At 51.3% G+C, this 17,642-nt stretch carries 18 protein-coding genes; 12 read left to right on the top strand and 6 right to left on the bottom strand.

Going from position 1 to position 17,642, the window contains the following annotated elements; all coding sequences use genetic code 11:
- Together BM100_RS20890 and BM100_RS20885 are read left to right on the top strand one after the other, a co-directional pair.
- Window positions 1–731 (top strand): TraM recognition domain-containing protein (locus BM100_RS20890; RefSeq protein ID WP_175494993.1); only part of this gene is annotated, 731 nt, incomplete at its 5' end.
- Between the two features lie 9 nt (window positions 732–740).
- Entirely contained in the window at window positions 741–1,499 is a 759-nt protein-coding gene (locus tag BM100_RS20885) for a TIGR03747 family integrating conjugative element membrane protein (RefSeq protein WP_092514441.1), read from the top strand.
- Window positions 1,500–1,514: 15 nt separating this feature from the next.
- Here the strand turns inward: BM100_RS20885 and BM100_RS20880 are convergent, their stop codons facing one another.
- Complete coding sequence (locus BM100_RS20880) at window positions 1,515–1,976, bottom strand: hypothetical protein (protein ID WP_092514439.1); 462 nt, start codon at window positions 1,974–1,976, stop codon at window positions 1,515–1,517.
- A gap of 516 nt (window positions 1,977–2,492) precedes the next feature.
- Between BM100_RS20880 and BM100_RS20875 the strand changes: the two genes are divergently transcribed.
- Genes BM100_RS20875 through BM100_RS20830 form a run of 10 tightly spaced genes read left to right on the top strand, consistent with a single transcriptional unit; the run spans window position 2,493 to window position 10,212 of the window.
- Window positions 2,493–2,822, top strand: a complete 330-nt coding sequence (locus BM100_RS20875; RefSeq protein WP_092514437.1) for an integrative conjugative element protein, RAQPRD family — start codon at window positions 2,493–2,495, stop codon at window positions 2,820–2,822.
- A complete protein-coding gene (locus BM100_RS20870) occupies window positions 2,819–3,055 on the top strand; it encodes a TIGR03758 family integrating conjugative element protein (RefSeq protein ID WP_092514435.1) in 237 nt (78 codons plus the stop codon). Before BM100_RS20875 ends, BM100_RS20870 begins: the two co-directional genes overlap by 4 nt.
- Window positions 3,056–3,090: 35 nt before the next feature.
- Window positions 3,091–3,468 (top strand): TIGR03745 family integrating conjugative element membrane protein, encoded by a 378-nt coding sequence (locus BM100_RS20865; RefSeq protein WP_175494992.1) that lies wholly within the window; start codon window positions 3,091–3,093, stop codon window positions 3,466–3,468.
- Between the two features lie 10 nt (window positions 3,469–3,478).
- A complete protein-coding gene (locus BM100_RS20860) occupies window positions 3,479–3,835 on the top strand; it encodes a TIGR03750 family conjugal transfer protein (protein WP_092514433.1) in 357 nt (118 codons plus the stop codon).
- Window positions 3,832–4,488, top strand: a complete 657-nt coding sequence (locus BM100_RS20855; protein ID WP_092514431.1) for a PFL_4703 family integrating conjugative element protein — start codon at window positions 3,832–3,834, stop codon at window positions 4,486–4,488. The genes BM100_RS20860 and BM100_RS20855 overlap by 4 nt, the downstream gene beginning before the upstream one ends.
- Window positions 4,485–5,306 (top strand): TIGR03749 family integrating conjugative element protein, encoded by an 822-nt coding sequence (locus tag BM100_RS20850; protein ID WP_092514429.1) that lies wholly within the window; start codon window positions 4,485–4,487, stop codon window positions 5,304–5,306. Before BM100_RS20855 ends, BM100_RS20850 begins: the two co-directional genes overlap by 4 nt.
- Window positions 5,296–6,711, top strand: coding sequence for a TIGR03752 family integrating conjugative element protein (locus BM100_RS20845; RefSeq protein ID WP_092514427.1), 1,416 nt, complete (start codon window positions 5,296–5,298; stop codon window positions 6,709–6,711). The genes BM100_RS20850 and BM100_RS20845 overlap by 11 nt, the downstream gene beginning before the upstream one ends.
- Complete coding sequence (locus tag BM100_RS20840; protein WP_092514425.1) at window positions 6,711–7,067, top strand: hypothetical protein; 357 nt, start codon at window positions 6,711–6,713, stop codon at window positions 7,065–7,067. Before BM100_RS20845 ends, BM100_RS20840 begins: the two co-directional genes overlap by 1 nt.
- Window positions 7,055–7,456 carry a TIGR03751 family conjugal transfer lipoprotein gene (locus tag BM100_RS20835; protein WP_092514423.1) on the top strand — a complete coding sequence of 134 codons (402 nt, stop codon included), beginning with the start codon at window positions 7,055–7,057 and terminating at the stop codon, window positions 7,454–7,456. The genes BM100_RS20840 and BM100_RS20835 overlap by 13 nt, the downstream gene beginning before the upstream one ends.
- Entirely contained in the window at window positions 7,456–10,212 is a 2,757-nt protein-coding gene (locus tag BM100_RS20830; protein ID WP_092514421.1) for a conjugative transfer ATPase, read from the top strand. The genes BM100_RS20835 and BM100_RS20830 overlap by 1 nt, the downstream gene beginning before the upstream one ends.
- A gap of 337 nt (window positions 10,213–10,549) precedes the next feature.
- On the opposite strand, the gene BM100_RS20825 is transcribed toward BM100_RS20830, so the two are convergent.
- The 5 genes from BM100_RS20825 to BM100_RS20805 form a co-directional block, all read right to left on the bottom strand.
- Window positions 10,550–11,257: a DUF2931 family protein gene (locus tag BM100_RS20825; RefSeq protein ID WP_092514419.1), complete on the bottom strand. Its 708-nt coding sequence runs from the start codon at window positions 11,255–11,257 to the stop codon at window positions 10,550–10,552.
- Window positions 11,257–13,212, bottom strand: coding sequence for a phospholipase effector Tle1 domain-containing protein (locus BM100_RS20820; protein ID WP_092514417.1), 1,956 nt, complete (start codon window positions 13,210–13,212; stop codon window positions 11,257–11,259). The genes BM100_RS20825 and BM100_RS20820 overlap by 1 nt, the downstream gene beginning before the upstream one ends.
- A gap of 11 nt (window positions 13,213–13,223) precedes the next feature.
- The gene (locus BM100_RS20815) at window positions 13,224–13,982 is read right to left on the bottom strand and encodes a DUF4123 domain-containing protein (RefSeq protein WP_092514415.1); all 759 of its coding nucleotides are present in this window, start codon (window positions 13,980–13,982) and stop codon (window positions 13,224–13,226) included.
- Complete coding sequence (gene tssI, locus BM100_RS20810) at window positions 13,979–16,012, bottom strand: type VI secretion system tip protein TssI/VgrG (RefSeq protein WP_092514413.1); 2,034 nt, start codon at window positions 16,010–16,012, stop codon at window positions 13,979–13,981. Before tssI ends, BM100_RS20815 begins: the two co-directional genes overlap by 4 nt.
- A 36-nt stretch (window positions 16,013–16,048) precedes the next feature.
- Window positions 16,049–17,642 (bottom strand): type VI secretion system baseplate subunit TssF (locus tag BM100_RS20805; protein WP_139217014.1); only part of this gene is annotated, 1,594 nt, incomplete at its 5' end.

Here is a 17,642-nt window from a genome sequence, read left to right as displayed (position 1 = left end):
AGGTGATCCGCAAAAACGGGATTGTTTATATCGGGCTGGATGCGTTGTCTGACAGTGATGTGGCCTCGGCCGTGGGTAACAGCATGTTTGCGGATTTGGTCAGTGTCGCGGGGCAGATTTACAAATATGGCATGAATGCCGGATTACCGGTTCGCCATGACGGCAAGCTGGCGATCAACCTGCATTGCGACGAATTCAACGAACTGATGGGGGATGAATTTATTCCACTCATTAACAAAGGCGGCGGTGCGGGTATGCAGGTCACGGCGTATACCCAGACCTCTTCTGATATCGAAGCCCGTATCGGCAGTCCGGCCAAAACCGCGCAGGTGGTGGGTAACTTCAATACTCTGATTATGCTGCGGGTGCGGGATAACCGGACAGCGGAATTACTCACCAGTCAGCTGCCGGAAGTGGAAATCTACAGCAAGACGCTGGTATCCGGACATTCAGACATAGCCGATGTGGAACAGGGGCAGGATTTTACCTCGTCTACCCAGGACAGGGTCGGCACCGTTAAAACTCCGCTGATTACACCCGCCGAAATGATTAATCTGCCGAAAGGGCAGGCGTTCGCATTACTGGAAGGCGGGCAGCTGTGGAAGATCCGTATGCCTTTGCCAACGGGCGATGGCGATGATGCCTTAATGCCGGCCAGTTTGCAGCACATTGCCGAACAGATGCGCAGACACTACCGCACCAGTGAAAACTGGTGGGAAGAGAAGGGGTAGTTTCCGTTTATGGCGCAGTCAGAAAATCCCTCCCGCCAATCGTCCCAACCGCCCTGCAAGCCTGGCCTGCTCTATCGCGTATTATGGGAATGGCCGTGGCAGCTTATTGGGTTTGTTATTATGTCGTGGCTATTCAGCCTGTTACTGGAATATCTCGGTATGGCGTTTTTCTGGCCGGAGCAGGGGGCCGTTCACAGTCAGACCATGATGAAAACTGAGCTGCAATTTTTATCCACGGAATTTACCCGAAGCCTGTTATTGGCTGAACCTTCGCAAACCGTTTCTGCATGGCTGGCGCAGGTTTATCAGTGGATTTTTGTAGACAGTGGTTTTATGAATTGGGTTCAGGGGCAGCGGCAATACTCGCTCCATACCAACAATGATTTTTTGCGCGAATTTAATGCTGTGTTACATGGCCTATTGGCGCATTTGCGAGAGTATTGGCTGGCAACCGTGTTTATCACGATGGTGACGCTAATCCGGCTGGCTATTTTGCTGTTATCCGTTCCCTTATTTGTGATGGTTGTGTTAGTAGCATTGGTTGACGGGCTGGGACGCCGTGATTTACGGCGTTACGGGGCGGGGTATGAATCCAGTTTTGTTTATCACCATGCCAAACGGGGAATTAAACCGGCCTGCACTATTCCTTGTGTGTTGTATTTATCATGGCCGGGTGTGGTATATCCCACCGTGATATTGTTGCCAGCGGCGTTACTTTTAGGCATGGCTGTGGTGATTACCACATCGATGTTTAAGAAGTATTTGTAAGCCTGATGACAATATTTAAGAATCAACTTCAGGTAAATCAAAGATGTAGTCAGACAGATGATCAACTATTGTATCAGGCTGGCATTTTATACTTGTTAACAGCTTATCTTTTTTATAGACATCGACACTGGCAACATATTTTGTACCCAGCTCTGATGATGTGACACTATAAATGAAGTCACCATTTTTGAAATTTAGCTCACGGATTTGTGCTTTGCCTGTATCAGTCTCTGCTGCACTAATATTATTAAATCTATGAGATAACTGTTCTGGGGATCTCTGTAATTCGATATCGGGTTGTTGGTTAGTTTTACCAAATCGATAGATGTATATGCCACCAGAGAGGCTCACATTGACCATTTTGTGGTTTTTGTTGGCGCATTGAAATACGGTCACTGTATTTGACGCTGCTATAGCTGAAAAGGATAGGATAAAGAATGATAATAACGCGGTAATTTTTAATAGTGGTTTGTACATAACAATTTCCTTCACTTTGTAGCCCTAGTCATAAAGTTAGCTCAAATAATCCATTAGTGATAATAATGATTATTTTTATTAAGCGAATATGCTGGACGATGGAATACAAAACGGTTTTTTGTTTTGTATTCCATCGTCAGCAGACAAGCCGCTGAGCGGCGCGTCAGTGTGAAACGACTGTCATGAAGTTTATCCACTCAGCAGAGGTACAGATATTTTGATCCATTTCGTCGGTACTTCCCCCCATGGTGACATGAATGTGTTGATGAGATATATCACCACAGGCAGCAATAAAAGGCTGATTGATTTGATGTAATTGAATTGCAGTTACTTCTTCTGTAGTTGCTGGGAAAAATGCACCGCAGCATGTTCCTTCCTTCTTGTTCAGTTGTTAACTCAATAATTTAGCCAGACTATTTAGCTAATTCTCATCAAAGCATAAAGAGTTTATTGCTGATCTAACCTGAAAAACCCCGCATCCTCAGTATCCTGAATTTCATGACGAGGTGCATGTTGATGCGTGGTAGTTTTTCCCTGTTCCGTTCTGCCTGTCTGTTGGGGCTGACCCTATTGTGTGTGCCGCTTGTGCAGGCAGCCGAGAAAGATGAACTGGCCAGTGCCAAAAACCTGATTGAGCAGGTACAAATAGCACTGGAACGCGCAAACATGGCCGAAAAGCCCGCTGATACCGAAAAACAGCCTCGCTACTGCTTTGATTACGCCCGCATCAGTGCCGATCTCAACACCATCAAAACCGGTATCGATCACTACCTGACGCCTTCCCGTGAGCAGCCGGACGAGCCTGCACCGTTATTCGGTCAATATCGTCAGGAGCGCCCGCAATGACCCCCACCCAGCGCAATGCCTTTGAAGTCGCCTCAGGACACTTTGATATTCATTTTCTGTATCTGGTGTGCGTCGGTTTTTTCTTAGCGATCCTGTTTCTCTGGGCGGCCTGGGCAGCGGTGGATGTCTGGAACGGCTGGGCGAATGAAAAAGTGCGTAACCAGACTCTCAGCCAGTTTGCTCTGCGAACAGCCCTCTTACTGGTGATATCGGTCTGGATGTTTGCCAGTTAACACAATGAACACAGTAAAAAAGGAACCGCGTAAATATGAAGCCAATATTAACTGCCTGCCGTCGTCTCAGCGCGAAATTGATAGCTCGAATAAGTACCGTGTTTTTGTTGTTCGGCATTGTCTGTGAATCCGCGTGGGCTGATTTACCGGCGATCGAACCGCCAAAAAGTGGCGGCGGGGGCGGGTTATTGGGACAAGTAAAGGGTTATGCGCAGGATGGCATTGTGATTGGGGGCTTAATCCTCTCAGCTGTGGCGTTTTTCAAAGTGGCCTCTGCCGCCGTGGAAACCTTCTCTGAGGTGCGTGACGGCAAAGCGACCTGGACCCAGTTTGGCTCCATTATCGTGGTCGGTGTGGTGCTGCTGGTTGCTGTGATCTGGCTGCTGGCAAAGTCGGCCGGCATTATTTTTTAAGGTGCCGCTTATGCAGACGATCCCGTTCTTACCTGATCGCTTAAACGCCGAACCGGTTGTTTTTCGCGGCTTCACCACACCGGAGATGGGACTGGCGGCATTAGCCGGAGTAGGCGGTGGGCTGATGGTGAGCCTGCCGCTCATCCCGTTAGTGGGTTGGGTCATGATACCCACTGGTATGCTGGTCATGCCTTTGCTGTTGGTGAGCTTTGGCGGGCGCTGGCTCGCGCAGCTTAAGCGCGGCAAACCGGAAAATTATCTCTGGCAGAAACTGGAAGAAAAAAAACGTCGGCTGGGTATTGGTGATCCGGCGCTGATTATTGCGGCTCAGGGCTGGTCGTTACGGCGCAGCAGGAGCACGCGATGAGTCGGTTTCGTCATGCACTGAAAAACCGTGATCAGCATATTCTGACTCTGCGGCTCGCCTGCGGGGTGTTGGTGCTGGTCTTGTTGATCACGCTGACTGGCTGGATGGCGGCACCGCGTAATCTCACCATTCATAACCCGCCGGATTTACGCAGTGGCAGCACCCGGGCGTGGTGGGAAGTCCCTGCGCCGAGTGTCTACAGTTTTGCGTTTTATATTTTCCAGCAACTGAATGCCTGGCCGAAAAACGGGGCGCAGGATTATCCGGCCAAAATTGTGGCCTTATCGCCCTATCTGACACCAGCTTGTCAGGATTTTCTGCGGGAAGATGCCAAAACCCGGGCTGACAGCGGTGAGTTGCTCGATCGAGTGCGGGTTGTCTACGAAATTCCCGGTCGGGGCTATGAGACGAACAGTGTGACGGTACACAACCGGGATAACTGGAGGGTGCGGCTGGATTTGGTGGCCGATGAATATTATCACGCAGAATCCGTCAAACGCGCATTGGTGCGCTATCCCCTGAAAGTGGTGCGATGGGAAGGGGATGCAGAACGTAATCCGTTCGGGCTGGCACTGGATTGTTACGATGGGATGCCTCAACGGTTGGAAGCCATGCCGCCACCTGTGGAAGAGAAAAAAGGGATGTTTCAATGAAAAGATGGCCTTCTCTTTTTACCTGTTTGGGGCTGATCTTATTGTTCAGTGTTGGGGCGAATGCAGATGAATTGCTGAAATGGGAACGCATTCCGTTACCGGTGACGCTGAAAGTGGGTCAGGAGCGGATTATTTTTGCTGACCGGAATATGCGTGTCGGCGTGCCCCCGTCACTCAGTGATAAACTGCGGGTACAAAGTGCCGGTGGGGCGATTTACCTGAAAGCCCGCCAGTCTTTTTCGTCGACCCGTCTGCAATTGCAGGACAGCGAAAACGGCGAAATTATCCTGCTGGATATCCGCACGGCCAAAACGGCTCCGACCGAGCCGGTACGCCTGATTTATCCGGATGAAAAGTCGACTGTGTCAGTCGAAAAATCCCCTTCGCAGAGCCAAGCCAAATTATCGGCACCCGTGCCGGTGGTGTTAACCCGCTATGCCGCGCAGCAGTTGTATGCACCGCTGCGCACCCTTGAGCCGGTCACTGGCATTCACCCGGTCAACCTGCACTTACCTTCGAGAATCACGACACTCTACCCCTCAGCGCCGATTGAAATAACCCCATTGGCAGGCTGGAAAGTGAAAAATTATTCCGTCGTGGTCCTGAAATTGCGCAATACCACTAAACGCACAATCACGCTCGACCCGCGCGCCTTGCAGGGGCAGTTTGTCGCTGCGACGTTTCAGCATCGCTGGTTGGGGGCCGCCGGGACGCCGGAAGATACGACGGTGCTGTATCTTGTCACTCAAGGTCAGCCGGACAGCGCCTTTATTCCTGAGCCGACCGCAGTGAAATCGGGAGGCCATCATGCAAATTAAATCCAACAGCTTGGTCAAGATACTGGTGCCGGCGGTGCTGCTGGTCGGCGGGTTTATCGGCATCAAAAGTTGCAGTTCAACCGACACTGCCGCGCCCGCGACACCGCCCAATCACGCTCTGGCTTCGCTGTCTCCGGAGGAGTTACAGGCACTGGGTATCGGCGGCGATACGCCGGAAGATACGTTGAGAACGCTGGTCGGCACACTCAATAAAGTGCGGGCAGAGCAACAACGGTTAACCCGGCAGAATGCCGATATCCTGAAAGAAAATGACCAACTCAAAAACCAGCATCACGATGTGGCCGGTCAGATAGACGCCGCGGTTGCCACTATCCGGCAGGATGATGAACAGCGTCGGCGCGACTTACAGGATGAACAGCAGGGGTTACTGGCGCAGATTGATTTGCTGACCGAGCGGCTGAATTCAACCCCGCTGACTACGCCCGACAGTCCGCTACCGCTGGGAGCGGGAAACCATCCTTATTCAGCGAATCCAGCCAAGGCGCAGGATGACCTTATCTGGATAACACCCGCCGATGAAAAGCCGGCGAACGGACAAGGCATCGGTTATGGCACTACGCCGACAGCATATCCGACCTCATTTTTAAGTGAACAACCGGCTGCCAGGCAGAATCAATCTCAGACACTCGCTGTGAAAGACGAAAACGAAAAACCGGTCTATACCCTGCCGGAAAATGCCACGTTAGTGGGCAGTCAGGCCATGACTGCGTTGTTAGGTCGTGTCCCCGTCAATGGGACGGTAACAGACCCTTATCCGTTCAAAATTCTTATCGGCAAAGACAACCTGACGGCTAATGGTATTGAGCTGCCGGAAGTGGAAGGGGCGGTGGTGTCCGGTTCGGCCAGTGGCGACTGGACGCTTTCCTGCGTGCGCGGTCAGGTCAATGCCATCACCTTGGTGTTTCAGGATGGCACGGTGCGTACCTTGCCGGGCAGCGGGCAAAGCAACCACAGCGGTGCGAATGGCATCGGCTGGCTGTCGGATGAAAACGGCATTCCCTGTATCAGCGGCGAGCGTAAATCGAATGCCGGTACCTATCTGCCAACGCTGTTTGCCCTTTCAGCCATGAATTCGGCGGGGGAGGCCGTTAATGAAAACCAACAGACTGCCCAGACCAACGGCAGCGGTGGACTCACCACAGCGTTAACGGGCAATGCCGGCCAGGCGGCGCTGGGCAAGGCGATGTCTGGGGGCATGAAGGACATGAGTGAGTGGCTGAAACAACGTTACAGCCAGACGTTTGATGCGGTTTATGTTCCGCCGGGTGCCCGTGTTGTGGTGCATATCACCCAAAGCCTGGCCATTGATTACGAAACGACAGGCCGTAAAGTGCGCTATGGCGTGAGTGAACCTGCCCAATATCATCAGGAAGCCTTAGATTAATGGAAACCACTTCTTCTCAATGGCTGTTTTGTGCCAGCCAGCCTTATTGCCTACAAATCACAATGACACCGAGTTCTGAACCCGTGCCCGTTCAGCTTTATTGGCGGTCTGTGCGTAAAAAAGCGAGCCGGTTATATCTCGGTGCCGGTCAGGAAAGCCGGGAACTGGGCGATGGCGATTTTACGGTTTTCCGTCTGACAGAAACTCAGTGGCAGGCAGCGATTGACGGTCAGGCTGAGAGAGAGCCTGAGCAGTGGGAGCCTTTGCCTTTTACCTTATCAGAGCTGGCAGTCCATCCGGAATTTTCCATCTTTACTCCCATTGGCATCACGGAGGCAGTCGCATGCGAAAAATAAATTGTGGCTGGGTCGTGTGTCTGGCGGGGTTGCTGGCCGGCTGTTCGACATCGAAAGACGCTTTACTGCCCGCCGGAGAACAGACGGTGCTGGCAATGTGGCAGGGAAACAACCCGGCTCAGGGGGCTGCATCGGCAAGGCAAACCCTGCGCCGGGCGTTAACCTCCACCGAGCGACGCAGGGCACTGGACGAACCTTATCATTACAGTCGTTCAGCCGCGCAGGAAATCAGCCAGCAATTTCCCCGGCTACCCAATCCCGATATGGTGATGTATGTCTATCCGCATCTGGTTGCCGGTAATACGCCGATACCGGGCTACAGCACCGTATTTCCGTTTTACAGCCAGGTGCAGTATGCCCTGCCGGGTGAACGCACGGAGACATTGTAATGGGAAAACCCAAAGCGCTGAACCGCCCCGGCAAGCTGCATGAAGCCGATGAAACCGCCGTGTATCAGGCCAATCCTTCGATTATTGATTATTTGCCCTGGGTGGAATATCTGGAAAAAGAGCAGTGTCTGTTGCTGGATGACGGGATTTCCGTCGGCGCAGTCTACCGCATTGAGCCCATCGCCACCGAAGGCCGCCCGGCTGAGCGTCTGATTGAAATCCGGGATCAACTGGAAGATGTGATTCAGGACAGTCTGGAAGAAGATGATATTTCGCCGTGGGTGGTGCAGTTCTTTTGTCAGGATGACGATGATCCCGCCGTGTATCTCAATACCCTGCGATGCTATGTGAAACCGTGGGCACAGGATACCGCCTTTACTGACGCTTTTCTGGCGGAATCGGCACGTCACCTGCACAGTATTGCCCGGCCTGACGGCATATTTCAGGACAGTCTGATCACCGGGCAGCCTTGGCGGGGGCAACAGCGTCAGACCCGGATGGTGGTTTACCGTTGGCTGCCTGCGCACAAATCGCAGAAACATCATATTACCTTATCTTCCGTGACGGCACTGAATCAGGTGTGTGAACGGCTGGTCTCGTCACTGGCCGCCGCCGGTGTGATGGCACGCCGCCAGAATGGCGGGCAGATCCACAACTGGTTGTTACGTCATTTTAATCCGGCCCCGGATTGGGGGATGACAAAAACCGATTTTTACCGGGCGGTCAGTTATGAAACACCCATCCAACCGGATCTCCCTCTCAGTACAGATTTTGCCGAAAGCCTGTGGTTTACCCCGCCGGTGTCTGATCCTGACGCGGGGATCTGGTGGTTTGATGGTCTGCCGCATAAAGCGGTGCCGGTCGAACGCCTGCGGCGTCCGCCGGAGCCGGGTACGCTGACCGGCGAAGTGAAACGGGGTGACAATATCAATACCCTGATGGATATGATGCCGGAAGGCACCGTGGTTTCGCTGACGATTGTGGCGCAGGCACAGGACAGGCTGGAAGAGGATTTTACCCGGCTGGCAAAAAATGCCGTGGGGGAAAACACCGAATCACTGCGCGTCCGGCAGGATGTGCAGGAAGTCAAAGAATTATTGGGGCGACGGCATAAGTTGTACCGCAGTGCGCTCACGTTTCTGGTGCGCGGCAAGGATGTTTCTGATCTGGATCATCGGGTGCACCAGCTCTCTTCCACCCTGTTGACGGCAGGATTACAGCCTGTCCGACCGGAATTCAGTGTCTCCCCGTTGAATGCCTATTTACGGGCACTACCGATGTGCTTTAATCCTCAAAAGGACAAAAAACACTGGTACAGCCGTTTGACCTGGGTACAGCATCTGGCTGGGTTGCTGCCAGTCACGGGGCGCTCGACCGGCACTGGGCATCCTGGGTTCAGTTTCTTTAACCGGGGCGGAGCACCGCTGACCTTCGATCCGATGAACAAACAGGATCGCACCCAGAATGCCCATTTGCTGTTATTTGGCCCGACCGGTGCCGGAAAATCCGCTACGCTATGCGCTTCACTCATCCAGCTGATGGCCATACACCGGCCGCGTTTGTTTATCGTGGAGGCGGGCAACAGTTTTGGTCTGCTGGCCGATTACTACGAAAGTCTGGGGCTGACGGTCAATAAAATTGGTATCAAACCGGGCTGTGGCGTCAGCCTGGCGCTGTTTGCCGATGCGCATCAGTTGTTGCAACTCAGCCCCAAGCAATTGCGCATTCATGAAACTGATATCCCTGATACCGATGAACAACCGGAAGAGGAGGGAGATGAACAGCGCGATATTCTGGGGGAAATGGAAATTGCTGCCCGGCTGATGATCACCGGCGGTGAGAAAAGAGAAGAAGAGCGGCTGACCCGCTCTGATCGGGGGCTTATCCGTGAAGCGATTATGCAGGCCGCCCAGACCAGCTTTGACGAATCACGCCAGATGGTGGCATCAGACTTACAGAACGCACTGTATGCCATTGCCCGTAATCATCAACAGGATGAGCACGGTCAGCCGTTAATCACAGCCCACCGACGGGCACGGGCGGATGAAATGGCCAGCGCCATGTCGATGTTTACCCAGGGATTTGAGGGAGAACTGTTTAACCGATCTGGCATGCCATGGCCGGAAGTGGATGTCACCCTGATTGATTTGGGCACACTGGCACGGGAGAACTACTCGGCACAAATGGCGCTGGCAATGGTCTCGTTGATAAACAAAGTCAATAACCTTGCGGAACGGGATCAATATCAGGATCGCGAACTGCAACTGGTGATTGATGAAGGGCACATCACTACTACCAATCCATTGTTATCACCGTATATGACCAAAGTTGTGAAAATGTGGCGTAAATTGGGTGCCTGGCTGTGGCTTGCCACGCAAAACCTGGCGGATTACCCTGACACCGCCGAAAAGATGCTGAATATGGCCGAATGGTGGTTGTGTCTCACCATGCCACCGGATGAAGTGGAACAGATTGCCCGGTTTAAGAAACTGACGGAAGAGCAGAAAGCGGTACTGCTTTCTGCCAGTAAATTGCCCCGTTGTTATACTGAAGGAGTCGTGCTGGCAAAGAAAATTGAGGCGTTGTTTCGGGTGGTGCCACCGAGTCTGTATTTGGCGCTGGGCATGACAGAAAAAGAAGAAAAAGCGGAACGGAGGGCGTTGATGCGGGAGCATCAGTGCAGTGAAATGGAGGCGGCGAAGTTAGTGGCCAGAAAAATGGATATTGCGAGGGGGCTGCGGCCTGATCTTTCGTAAGCGTCAACGTCAACTACACTACACCTTGCCAGTCTCCCTCTGCCATGGAAAAAGCAAGATGTAGTGTAGTTGACGCTTACGCCCAATGAGTCAGAACGATTATTTTGGAAAAATGCTAAGTCAGTGACCAATTTTTGTTGGCCACTTCATCCAGCCCAGAATAATGAAGATTAAGAAGTGAGGAACAGGCGAGAAGTTAACCTCTTGTCTGATCGGTGTTTTTTCAACCTGCTGTATTACCGGATTAATGTATTAACCCGGTAATACGGAGAAGAAAAATGCAGCGCGTCAGTGACATTTTGAGCAACCGGCGAGAAACGATTTCAAGATAACCTTCTTACCACTCTCCGTAGGGGTACTTTTTCCCTTTGATAAAATCTTTAATGTAATCAGGATCTTCACCATAGCCATTACGTACATTGGTTTTTCCCTGACATACTGTCATTTTATCGCCGGAAACCGATTCACCTGTGGAAACCAAGATATTATCGCCGCTGTTTTTATCGATGCCGCGTAACCAAGCGCGGGCAGCCCCCCCAGGTGCCAGACCAATAAATATTGTGTTCCGATAATCAGGGGGTTGTTTCTCATAACCCGAATAGAAAGCAGGCTCACGCATTAGTTGTCGAGCGTCTGGTGTAAAATTAAACAGTGTCTGATAGGATTTTTTATCAATCATCGAATCCCAGCACACCATCAACCGTTTGGGAAGCGCTTCACCGTGGTTTCTGATACCCCCCCCTCCCCCCATCCCTAATTTTTTATCCCACGTCGTTACACTACGATAATTTGAGCTGGAATCATTTAGCATAAAGAGTTGATCAATATAGTTATCTTCATCCTGAAACTGGACAAAGCTGATACTGGCCGGAAAATATTTTGGGGTATAAAATTTAAACCACCATTTCTCATAAGGTAACGGTTCACTTTTACGCACAATGGGTTTATAGGTGACCACCCGTTTTCCGGGCGGATAAGATTGACAGGCCGTTAAACCCCATATTATTCCAACACCCAGCAGCGATATTAAGATTTTTCTTTTCATTATGAAACTTCCTTACGGGTTATATCAAAAACCGCCCGATGCCATTTTTCACACGGGCGGTTAACAAAACTGAACAATTCGACAGCATAAACACCCCCCTGAATTTTCTCCTCTTTGAGTTTAACGGCATTCCAGTTAGCGGAGCAGTGAACGTATTTTGACTGGATCAAAGTGAGTTCCTTTTCCGTAAAAGGAACGGGGGGTTGGCCTTGCCGGATAGCACGCCCTTGTGCAATGGCTTTGTCTGCCAAAGGTTGGAGTTTTGGAGAAAGCTGGTAGTACTCAAGATTTTTCTTTGGTTTATCAAAGATAATACCTGCCTCTTGTGCCGCATCCTGCATGACCTGCATCACGACTTTTGACCAGTCATGGGTTATCTCACGGGAAAGTACCGCCGCAGCTGAGACCTGTTTTTTAAACATTTCTTTATCATTGCGGGGATAAAAATAGGGATTTTGCCAGGTTTCAACCCTGACATGATTGCCAATCAGCAAGGGGGCAATGGTCGGGTACTGTTTAAGTTGTTCAAGCTCTTTCTGCGCTTTTTTATACACTGAGGTGGCATTATCGGGGATACTTTCATCCACCGTGGCAATTTCGGGTCGGGTAATAAAATAGTTTTCCTTTTCTTCCTGGTTATACCCACCACCGATATCGGAATGCGCACCCGGCAGGGCAAGTTCGGGGTAATCCGGTTTTACGCTGTTTAAAGAGAAGTTATGACGGCATTCATTTTGCGCCGTGATATGGAAAATATGCTCTGCAATACCCATAGGCAAACGAATATCAATCTCCCCCGTATCGGCAGAATGAGGGTTAAGCCCATTGCTTAATACCCCTATCGCTGCAACGGTATCAAAGATACCCAAAAAACGGGTGGTTCCCGTTGGATGGCGGGTATTATCCAGATAGCGTTGCTGCTCAGTAAAACAGGCTGCCAGCGCCTGTGATAAGACAGGGTCTTGGTGATAAATGCGGTTCGCAAAATGACGTGCCGCCGCTGAACCCCGACTAAAACCGATAATATCGAATTGCAGGGATTTCACGCTGCTTTTTGTCTCTTTTAAAAAGCTCGATATTTGGGCTTTTATTGCCTGGATAGCGATATCGGTTTTTGCCGCCACACCCGTTTCACCAACCCCTAACCCATAACCGATAACACTGTCCGATTTGCCTGCCTGCGTGCCGATACCCTCAATATAGACCTTGATTTGCTGGTTATTTTCACTGACTTGCTCTTCCATATATATCTCATGCAAAAAATGCACATTGGTGTAGTAACCATCATAACTGATCCGTGAGGTATCGCCGGCTTGACCAAATGCTTCAAATGAACAGATAAAATCATTAACTTGTTCTTCGGTGAGGTTAATGCTTTCAGGTGAACAAGCCTGCCGCCTGCTGATATTCTCAGTATTATTCCCCGTGCCATCAAAAAAGACGCCAATTGTCAAATTAATCCCGCTTTCAATCACCTGCATTTCCAACACATGCCGTCGTTTAAGCTGGGATGTGCTGAAGCCTTTTAAAGTCGAATTTTTAAAGTGTTCCGATGATTTCAATTCCTCTTCTTGCCAGCCTTTAATCTTAGGATATCCATCACTCACCATACCCAATGTGACATATTGGTATTCGTGCCCATCCAATATGGCTGTTGGCTTAACAGGAGAATTAGCTTCGCCGGTTTGCGGGCGAGGTGTTCGTTTCACGATTTCATCGGCAAGCGGCTGCGCTGTCACAGAGAGCGTCACGGGCATGGGAGGAAGGTCTTCTTCGCGTAATAAGCCATTCCCATCTGTGGTACCCGTTCGTTCAATGCTTTTATTTCCCCGGCTTTTCAGTTTATAAGGCATTCCTGACAGTGGCTTACCTTCTTCATCCACAAGCTGAAATTCAACCCAGTTTTTCAGTATTTTTTGGCAATCAATGCAATCCGCCGGTTCTAACTGGCTCATTCTTTTCTTCCTTAATTGATTTCGGTAATGAAGCGTTCAACGGTAAGTTTGTTCAGGTTCTGTTTTTCATCCCTCGCCTGTTGTAGCCACTTAATAAGACTGTTTTGTAATTGACCTTCCGGTTCATCCAGTTTCAACGCCAATTCGGAGTTTTCCTCCCAAAGCTGACAACTTAAGGCATAAGCCAGATTCTTGAGGGTGGTCTCGGTTGAGTAACGAGCGTCAATCAGATGGTCGCCCAGGACAAATAAATTCTCTTTTAATACCTGAGGGCAGTTTTCCGGCCGGTAATAGCAATGTGGTTCGGGTGTATCAATCATTAACTCATTGACTGGAGCTAAGAGTTCACGCCAGTCACCCGATTGCAAAGCTGGCAGCAAGGGCGTGAAAATACGGTTGTCCATCAGACGCAAAACCACCACTTGCCCGCGCAGCAGCACCTGCTGATGTAACCGCCAATGTTCTAACTGAAATGACCACGGCAATGTGCTGCGATAACCCCAACCCCAACTGTTACTGCTGAATTCATGTTTATCCAACAGCAAGGCCAATTCAGGCAGGCATTGTGTTTTGGGTTTAATCAACCACGGGCTTTGTTCCAGCATGGCATTCATTGGCGTACCGCTGTAGAGCGGAAAAGCCTGCTCTGCCCAGCCATTAAGGTAAAAGAGTTGGACAGGGTTCGGTTCAGCCAGACTATTGACCAGAAAATAACACTCCCCTCTGTCCTGATGTGACAGCCAGCTTTTCCAATCGGTCGATTCCATCATGCGTCTTCTGCTCCTGTGATAATCCAGTTTTCCTCTTGCTGTGCCAGAATGGCACAAGGAGGTTTGGCGGCGAATTTAACTTCCGGCAACGGTGCTACGCCCTCCGGCAATTGCAGTACCAACCCGCGTCCGCTACCGGCTGAACCCTGCCCGACACTAATCGGTGAACAGAGAATGCCGCCGGGTGTGACTTTCAGAAAACTGCCGCCCACTTTCAGGGTGATTTCAGATGCCGCTTCCAGTATCACTTTGCCGCCGCTTTTCAGGTGGATTTCCTGCCCGCTGTCAATCACGGTGGCATCGCCAGTCTGGATATGCTGGCTACCGGCGATCCGGTGGGAAACATCCCCTTCGGTGGTGATTTTGCGCGAACCGGCGACCTGATGATGGTCATCAGCGCGTATCTCGTGATAACGGTTGTTATCGATGCGTTGCTTCTGGTCGTGTTTGATATGCCAGAGGGCATCATTTTCAATCTGGGCGGTAAAATCTTTTTGGCCGTGGAAATAAATTTCTTCGCTGCCTTTCGCATCTTCAAAACGCAGTTCGTTAAAGCCTTTGCCTTTATGGGTTTTGGTCTTGAACGTGGTGCGGGTTTTCTGCGAAGGCAAATCCAGCGGCGGGCGGTTCAGGCCGTTGTAGACACAACCCGTCACAATCGGACGGTCAATATCGCCGTTCAGGTAAGCGATAATGACTTCCTGCCCGATACGGGGAATGGCCATAAAGCCAAAACCGTTGCCGTTCCAGCCCTGTGCCACACGCACCCAGCAGGATGCGCCGTCATCGGCCGGGTCATAGCGGTTCCAGTGGAAATGGATTTTTATCGCCCCGTCTTTATTGACGAAGATTTCTTCCCCCTCAGGGCCCACCACCGTGGCGGTTTCATCGCCATCCGCCAGCGGTTTGTAGTGAAACGGCGGGCGCCAGTCAACCAGACCGTCGATAAAGCTGAACTGGTTGGAAAGCGTTGTGCCGTCGCCACTGTTATTGCCCAGTGCTTCCGGGCAGCGGCCGTGATGGCTGATCCCGACAATCTGCCAGCGCGCATTCAGCGGGGCGTGCGGGTGGCTTTTGATTTCAAAGATTTTGCCCGGCATCAGTTTGATGCAGTTACTGCTGCCGCTGCCGCTTTTTTTCTGGTTATCCAGTGCTTCATGCCGGTATTTGAGAAACGGTTTGGCGGCCGCATCTTTCTGAAAACGCCCGTAACTTTCAAACACGGTATACGGAGTCTGGCTGCCAAAATCGCGGAAACCTTCGCTGCTTTGCATATGCGAGAGGTGATAGCGCGGATTGTCATAGTTAAAGTCTTTGTGAAGACTGCGCTGCGGACTCATGCCGACACCCAGCCGTACCTGATAAACCGTATCGATGCCGTGGGCGGTTTCCGGTTGCGGGCTGTAGGCCAATGGCAGCCCGGCGGTCATCCCCAGATGGCTGTCACTGAAAAAGGCGGTTTCGTCTTCAAACCAAAAGCTGATGCCTTCTTCCGCCGCCAGCCGGCTGAAAAACCCATAGTCAGATTCGCGTTTCTGGGTGACATATTCCCGGTCTTGATGGGGGTCATAGAGCTTTGAATCCGCCCGCACGTGATGTTTTTTCATCAAATCCGTCAGGATGGCAGGCACATTTTGTTGATGGAATATCCGGCTTTCCTGATTGAGTGTTAGGCGCCAGAGTGCCGGACGCACGGTCAGGCTGTACAGGGTTTTATTGCCGTCAGTACCAATCCAGTCAGCATGGGAGATGATGCCGGTGATTTTGCGTTGCAGTTGTACGCCTTGGAAAACTTGCAACACCGCTTCCTGCATCAACAAGGCGGTTAAATCGATTTCGGGTTTAGGCCGAAAGGGGTTATCGGGCAGAGACTGAACCAGTGTCAGGTTGAGGGTAAACAGTTCAGATAATCCCTCTTGCAGGGAAAATTCCCCTACCGCAAACGTTGATTCAGGCAGTCCCGCGACCTGAAACGTAAACCGCAAGCCACTTTTGGCAGCAGGCAGCTTATCAATAATATTTTTCATCATAGTGTGCATTACTCCTTGTTGTGATGAGTTAATGGCTTACATCTCCCGGCGTACGCCGTAGACTTCCCGAAAAGCCCACAAAACGCCGCGCGTGTCGGGGGTAAACACATCCAGTTTGACGAAGGTGGACTGGCTGATAAAACACGCCATGGCTTCATGGACTAACCGGCAAAATCGGTACATTTCCCCCGCGTTGGCGTAACAATCGGGGTTGAGCGTCAGTCCGACCCAATGCCCGCGGACAGGGAGGCCGTATTTCAGGCGATCAATGAGGTGTTCTTCCGTTCGGGTAATACCCTCGATATGTCGGCGGATGTGGCGGCTGAGCGGACGATTGAGTTCGGCGTAAGGATCAAACTGGCGGAGAAACTGTTTCAGGCCGTCGGTGGCAAAGAGCAACACTGGCGGGCTGGAAAGACAGGAGAGCAATGGCCAACTGGCATTATCTTGCAGCAAGGGCGGATAATCGTCAGAGACAGGCAGAATATTGTGTGCGCTGAGGTGGGCAGGCGAGCCTTCCTGTGTGATGGTTATGTCGCCGGGTTTTAAGGTCATGGCCTGCGTGTGGTAACCCAGAAAATCACCGACAACAGCGAGTTCAGGTAAGTGCCGCGCGGGTTTGCCGGTCAGATCAAAAAAATGCAGCTGGTGTTTCAGCCTGCCCAGTAGATCCCGTTCACGGTGGTACAGGTAATAAAACGTCTCGGGTTCCCCTTCTTCCGCCAGTTCGGGGGTTGACGGCGTAAATTGGTCGATAGGCAGATAGCGGTAGGGAGAACCCCGTTGCTGGGTTTCATCGGGTTGCTGCACCACTTGAATTTCACCCAGCCGGAACAATTGCACGGATTCACCCAGGGACAAAGGGTAGCGATGGTCGCCCTCACCCAGCGGCAAGGATTGGCTGATCAAGGGTTCCAGATGGATGGCCGGAACACAGCCCAGCATAAAAGCATCGCTGACATCATCCAACGGCAATTCGCCTTTAAAACGGAAAACCAGCTCAAAACTGCCGTCGTCATTGAGCGGTACTTCACGGCAACTGTCGCTGATATCTACTGTCGTAAAGTTATACAAATGAGGTAGTGCATAATACTCCATCAACAGTTGCAGACCCGCGTAAGTGCGCTTTTCCATCGGCAGGATGGGAGTATCAAACAGGTTATGCCAGCCATACGGGAAACCGCTCAGTTTGCGCTGTTCGCCTTGGGTCCTGAGGCTCATCTCACTGATATGTTCGTCCAGCCACAGGCTTAATTGTGCTGCCCGCGCATTGTCCGTACCGAGGAAAAAAGACAGCGCCCCGCTTTGCCAGACGGAAGAAGAAATACCCGTCTGGCGAAGCGTCAGCACGATTTCGCTGTGCGTACCGGTTTTTTTGACTACCTTGCTTCGTACAATAAGGGGTTCGATATGCAGAGGGCGGCAGGTTTTAAAGGTGAGCAACTGGCCGTTGACTTCCGCAGAAATCGGCGTGCTGGCCGGAATGTCAATGGTACCCTGATGTTCACCGTCAATAGGCTGAAACTGCATAATGGTGGTGGGCGGAATGGGACTCAGGGCAGTCGGCCAGATACGGGACAGGATGCCGTGGGAGATTTCGGGGCAATCATCCTCAATTTTATCCCGTAAG

The sequence above is a fragment of the Xenorhabdus mauleonii genome (genome assembly GCF_900113945.1).
Classification (GTDB): domain Bacteria; phylum Pseudomonadota; class Gammaproteobacteria; order Enterobacterales; family Enterobacteriaceae; genus Xenorhabdus; species Xenorhabdus mauleonii.
Note: the sequence above shows the minus strand (reverse complement) of the source record. Positions and strands in the feature narration are given on the sequence as shown.